This is a genomic window from Armatimonas sp. (assembly GCF_964826245.1).
On the sequence record NZ_CBAYMC010000261.1, the window covers coordinates 1 to 5,643 of the forward strand.

Sequence of the window (5,643 nt, forward strand, 5' to 3'; positions counted from 1 at the left end):
ATGTAGCCCTGAGCACAGGCCCCGCAACCCTGCGCGGCCTCGACTGGGACGATGCCGGAGAGCAGCTTTTGTTTATCAAGGCTCTCAAAGCAGCCAACCCCGCCCCCACAAGTGGAGGAGCTACTGGGGCATTGTGGCACTGGAAAGTCGGCGAGACGAAGGCGACGGAGCTGGTGACGGAAAAGACGGCAGGCGTTCCCGCAGGCTGGCAGCTCGCGGACGGCAGTAGCGCACGCTTTCTCAAAGATGGCCAGCGGCTAAGCCTCGCGCTTGCGCCCAAGCCCACGCCAAAACCCAAAGACCCCGTAGAGCCGATCAATGTGGATGTCTGGAGCTCGATAGATCCGCTGCTCCAGACCATGCAGAAGCTCCGCGCCAATGCACGGCCCAGCTACCCGGCGCTGCTCAGTCTCAAGAGTGGGAAACTTACCGTGCTCTCGGGGCCTGATCAGCCGACGGTTGCCGTGGGTGAGGATACCAAGCGCTGGAGCCTGGGGCGCGATGCGAAGCCCTACGAGCAGCTTACCTCGTGGGATCAGAGCTACAGCGATCTCTACCTGGTAGATTTAGAGTCAGGCGCGAAGAAGAAAGTTCTCACCAAGCAGGGCGGCGCGGCGCTTCTCTCGCCTAACGAGAAGTATCTGGTCTGGTGGAGCCAGGAGCAGAAAACGTGGCTCTGCCGTGGCATTGATAGTGAAAAGGTGGTCGATTTAGGAGCAAAGATTCCGCATGCGCTCTGGAACGTCGACGATGACCACCCCGCGCCACCACCACCCTACGGCTCGGCGGGCTGGACTGCCAATGATAAGTCCATCTTGGTCTACGATAAGTACGATCTGTGGGAGGTAAACCCAGAAAACGGCGAGGCGCGACAAGTGACGGGTGGGCGCAAGGCCCGCATGACTTTTCGGATGAGTCGCGTGGGCTTCGATCCCGACCAGCCCGCTGTCCCCACCGACAAGCCGATTCTCTTCTCGGTCACGGATGAGACATCACGGGCCGAGGGCTTCTGGCGGCTGGACTCCCTCAAAGACGGTCGCCCGACAAAGATAGCTCTGGATGACTGCTCGTTTGGCGCGCCGGTCAAGGCACGCGATGCCGACACGGTACTCTTCACCCGCGAGCGCTTTGACCAGTTCCCCGATCTCTGGCTCGCTCCGCGCCTAGAGAAGATCCCACAGGCCACCAAGCTCACCGATGCCAACCCACAGCAGCACGAGTTTGTCTGGGGCAAGAGCCAGCTCATGACCTACACCACCGGTGATGGGCAGAAGCTTCAAGCCGTCCTGACACTCCCCGATAACTACGACCCCAATAAAAAGTACCCGCTCATGGTCTATATCTACGAGCGCATGGCCGACCAGCTCCACAACTACGTGCGGCCGGGGGTGGGCACGAGCATCAACGTGAGCCGCTTTGTCAGCAATGGCTATATCGTTCTGAGGCCGGATATTACCTACCGCACCGGCTACCCCGGCGAGTCGGCGATGAAGTGCGTGCTCCCTGCGATCCAAGAAGCGCAGCACCTCGTCAGCATTGACGACAAGCGAATCGGGATTCAAGGCCATAGCTGGGGAGCCTACGAGATCACCTATCTGATCACGCGCAGTAATCTCTTCCGAGCGGTCGAGGCCGGGGCCGCCGTCTCCAACATGGTCAGTGCGTATGGGGGGATTCGCTACGAGAGTGGCATGAGCCGGGCATTTCAGTACGAGCGCACCCAGAGCCGCATTGGAGGGCCACCGTGGACGGATCCACTCAAGTACATCGAGAACTCCCCGATCTTCTGGGTGGATAAAGTGCAGACCCCCTACCTCTCCATCCACAACGATGCCGATGGCGCGGTGCCATGGACACAGGGAATTGAGTTCTTCTCCGCCCTGCGTCGCCTCGGAAAAGAAGCCTTTATGTTCAACTACAACGGCGAGGGCCACGGCCTGACGGGCCGGGAGAACATGAAGCACTGGACCGTGCACATGGCCGAGTTCTTCGACCATTATCTACTCGACACGCCACGCCCGGATTGGATGAAGTCCGGAGTGCCCTATACCGAGCGCGGCGTCCGCGACCTGCGCCCGCTCTACACGAAGCCCGAAAGCAAAACCCCATGAACTACCCTCTCAACATCTCGTTTAAGCTCCTCACGTTTACCAGCCAGCTCGAAGTCACCGATGGATCGGGGGCGACCGTCTGCTATCTAAAGCGTAAGCTCTCCTGGAAAGAGAAGATCACGATCTTCACGGACTCTGGGCAGACTCAGCCTCTCTACTATATCGAGGGCAACAAAGTGATTGCCGTCAATCCAATCTACACATTTACCGATGCCCGCACCGGCGCAGAGCTGGGGAGCGTGACGTGTAACGGCTGGAAATCGCTCTGGAACATTGACTACCAGATCCGCCCTACGGGGCTGGACAATGCAACACTCTCCATTGACGAGGAAAACCCGTGGATCAAGGTCATTGACTCGGTCGTCGGAGAGATTCCTGTGCTGGGACTGGCAACGTCGTTTCTTTTTCATCCTGCCTATCTCGTCAAGCGCGGCGATGCCAAAGTGCTCCGCCTCGTCAAGAAGCCGTCTCTGTTTGAGAGTAAGTTCCAGCTGGAAAAGCACACAGATCTCTCCGAAGCGGAAGAGACGCTTGCTTTGCTTGGGCTCTTGGTCATGATTCTCGCCGCGAAGAACCGAGGATAGGCTTCCATGGAAGAGATTAAGAACTGGCTCCAGCAGCTCGATCAAGCGACCCACGAGTGGCTTGGCGAGCTAGGCGACGAAGTGACCGAGACTGAGCTGACCTGGCAAGCCTTCCCTGATGGCCATAGCATTGGCTCCGTACTCACGCATATCGCCGAGGTCGAGGCCTACTGGCTCCACCACATCGCGTGCGGTGAGCCCTATCAGGATATTGAAGGCGACGTACTCAATGCAGAGATAGACCAGTTTGGGATCAAGTGGCCAACGCCACCGCCGCATCCGCTGAGCGTTTACAAAGCACTACTCACCACGACACGGGAGAAGACGAAGCGACTGATCGGGGCGCTGGACAGTCCCCAGCACACCGCGATGCGTGGAGAGCGGGAGTTCACCCTGAGCTGGCTGATGACCCATGTGATCGTCCACGAGGCGTATCACGGCGGCCAAGCCATTCTGCTTTTGCTGCAACAACGAAAGCGACCTGCTTGATAACACCGCAACTTCAAGCCCGCTTAGAGACCACTCTTGGGCAGCGGATCATCAATATCAAGCGGCGCATGGGCGGGTACTCACTGGCGCTTCGGCTTCGGCTGGAGCTGGCAAACGGAAATTTTGCCTTCGCGAAAGTGGCCACGACAGAGGACACGGCCCGCTGGCTGCGGCGCGAGGCCGTGGTCTATGAGCACTTGGGAACGCAGTCATTTCTGGCGGAGTTTCTGGGTTGGGACGACGACCCTAATCAGCCGTTTCTCTTGCTGGAAGACCTAAGCGAGGCGCACTGGCCACCGCCGTGGACACCCGCACGAGTGGACGCAGTGCTCTATGCACTTGCCGACGTTCGCCGTGCGCCACTTCCCCCACAAACTCCCACGCTGGAAGCCGAACGGGCGGTGCTCACGCGCTGGGCAGCCATCGCCGAGAACCCAGCGCCCTTTTTATCGCTTGGCTTGTGTAGCGCTGCCTGGCTGGAAAACGCCCTCCCGACGCTTCTCGATGCTGAAAAAGCTCTGAACTTGGACGGCACGGACTTTCTACACCTCGACGTGCGCTCCGACAACCTCTGTTTTATGGGTGATCGGGCGATCATCGTGGACTGGAACTGGTCGTCGGTAGGCAGTGGCGACGCCGACATTGCGTGCTGGCTCCCGAGCCTACACTCCGAAGGCGGCCCGCTCCCCGAGACGATACTCCCCGATGCCGCGCCGTGGGCCGCCGCGCTGGCTGGGTTCTTTGGAAGCTCGGCGGGCCTCCCCCCGCCGGAAGGAGCCCCCACCGTCCGCACCGTCCAGCGCACCCAGCTCGAATCCGCGCTGCCGTGGGCGGTACGTGCACTCGGATTGCCGCCGGTTGAAATCGGCGTCTAAAAGCCTCATGCTTCGGCTGAGAAATCGCTCCGCGATTAAAAATCTGTAGTCGCGGAGCGACTTTTTGGCGCTTGCGCCTATACACGCCGCTTTCAATTGGCGGGGATTTGAAGATGACCGACGAAATGTTTCTGGAGGCTTTTGAAGACACCAGCCTTCCGCGCTACGAGTGGACGCACTTCTCCCACGTTCGGATGGGCTTTCTCTACCTGAGCCGCCTGTCCTACGCCGAGGCAGAAGAAAAAATCATCGCGGGCATTCAGCGCTACAACGCCGCCAAGGGCAACCAAACCGGCTACCACCACACCATCACCATCGCCTTCGCCCGGTTGATTGCATCGCGCCTCACGGAAAACCTAGACTGGCCCGTGTTCGTCGCCGCAAACCCCGAACTACTGAGCTTCACCTGCATCCAAAAACACTACAGCCCCGAGCTTCTCAAGAGCCAACAGGCACGCGCCGAGTTTGTGGAGCCCGACTTAGGGGCATTGCCATCGCTCGGCTAGTCGTACATGTTAAGCACAGCATCTTCCAGGTCTTCAAGAAAGTAGTCTAAGAAACTCTCCGAAGTTAGGTAGATACCCGATTCATAGGGGCTCCAGTTCAAGACCTTTCCTGTCTCTGTGTCGAGGCAGTAGTAGTACTCGTCGCAGTGGACAATGGCAATAAAGTGCGCGGGCATCCCACGCTCTCGGCAGTACAGTGTCCGCTTTACGACACTGTAAGGCTTCACCAAACCTGTCCCGAGGATCTCGGAGCCAAATATATTCCCATGACCGTAGTTTTTGAGAAACCAGATATAGCCTTCGGGGAGGATAACGGAAAGGTCTTTGGCAATCTCGTCGATGACTTCCTGTGAGACGCCGCCGGTGAATGATCTTGGTTTGCCGTGCTCCGCAATAAGCGCGCGGATTTGCGTATGAACCGCCTCTAACGGTGTTTCGTTTTCCATAGATTGCTTTTCTTGAACCCAGTCCCCCGGCGAGCGGGGGCTAGGGGGTAGGTTTGCTCAGCATCCCCTCTGCCTGTGCTTCGCAGGCATTCAGGGCTTCTTCCACGCGTCGGCAGGCGTCTTCATCGGACTCGCCTTCTCCGATAAAAATTGGCTCACCGAAGACCCAGGCGGCGCGACTGAACGGGGCGGGAAGCTGGTAGTCGTCCCAGGTAGTGAGCAGCTTTCGGGGAGTTGCAGTGGCGATCAGCGGAATAATGGGCTTGCCGGAGCGCCGGGCAAAGAAGACGACGCCGGGCTGGACTTTTCGGGCGGGGCCGCGTGGGCCGTCGGGGGTGAAGGCCAGGACGCCGCCTTTTTCTAGCTCGCGTAGCATCTGAACCGCCGCCCGTGCCCCACCCCGGCCCGTGGAGCCACGGACAATCTGGTAGCCAAAACTCTCGAAGTTACGCGCCTGGATGTCACCGTCTTTGGAGAGCGAGACCAGCGCCCAGTAGCCTCGGTTGCGGTAGCGGTAGAGCGAGAGGAGCGTGCGACCGTGCCACGTCACCAAGATCCCGCCATTGTGCTCCTTCAGCGTCGCCATTGCCGCCTCTTCGCCAACAATGGTCAGTCGCGCCGTGCCTGCCAGC

The 5,643-nt window shown here is 59.3% G+C and carries 7 protein-coding genes; 5 read left to right on the forward strand and 2 right to left on the reverse strand.

The annotated features are described in order from the left end of the window. From AC1XOS_RS19045 to AC1XOS_RS19065, 5 genes are all read left to right on the forward strand, one after another. Positions 1 to 2,111 (forward strand): S9 family peptidase (locus AC1XOS_RS19045; protein WP_481963800.1); only part of this gene is annotated, 2,111 nt, incomplete at its 5' end. Beyond that, a complete protein-coding gene (locus tag AC1XOS_RS19050; protein WP_481963801.1) occupies positions 2,108 to 2,695 on the forward strand; it encodes a hypothetical protein in 588 nt (195 codons plus the stop codon). The genes AC1XOS_RS19045 and AC1XOS_RS19050, both read left to right, overlap by 4 nt. A 6-nt stretch (positions 2,696 to 2,701) precedes the next feature. Beyond that, positions 2,702 to 3,184 (forward strand): DinB family protein, encoded by a 483-nt coding sequence (locus AC1XOS_RS19055; RefSeq protein WP_481963802.1) that lies wholly within the window; start codon positions 2,702 to 2,704, stop codon positions 3,182 to 3,184. Continuing rightward, complete coding sequence (locus AC1XOS_RS19060) at positions 3,181 to 4,059, forward strand: protein kinase family protein (RefSeq protein ID WP_481963803.1); 879 nt, start codon at positions 3,181 to 3,183, stop codon at positions 4,057 to 4,059. The genes AC1XOS_RS19055 and AC1XOS_RS19060 overlap by 4 nt, the downstream gene beginning before the upstream one ends. A gap of 113 nt (positions 4,060 to 4,172) precedes the next feature. Next, positions 4,173 to 4,565 (forward strand): hypothetical protein, encoded by a 393-nt coding sequence (locus AC1XOS_RS19065; protein ID WP_481963804.1) that lies wholly within the window; start codon positions 4,173 to 4,175, stop codon positions 4,563 to 4,565. On the opposite strand, the gene AC1XOS_RS19070 is transcribed toward AC1XOS_RS19065, so the two are convergent. Next, positions 4,562 to 5,011: an SMI1/KNR4 family protein gene (locus AC1XOS_RS19070; protein ID WP_481963805.1), complete on the reverse strand. Its 450-nt coding sequence runs from the start codon at positions 5,009 to 5,011 to the stop codon at positions 4,562 to 4,564. The genes AC1XOS_RS19065 and AC1XOS_RS19070 overlap by 4 nt on opposite strands. Before the next feature lie 40 nt (positions 5,012 to 5,051). Continuing rightward, positions 5,052 to 5,643: lysophospholipid acyltransferase family protein (locus AC1XOS_RS19075; RefSeq protein ID WP_481963806.1), on the reverse strand; the 592-nt coding region annotated here is incomplete at its 5' end.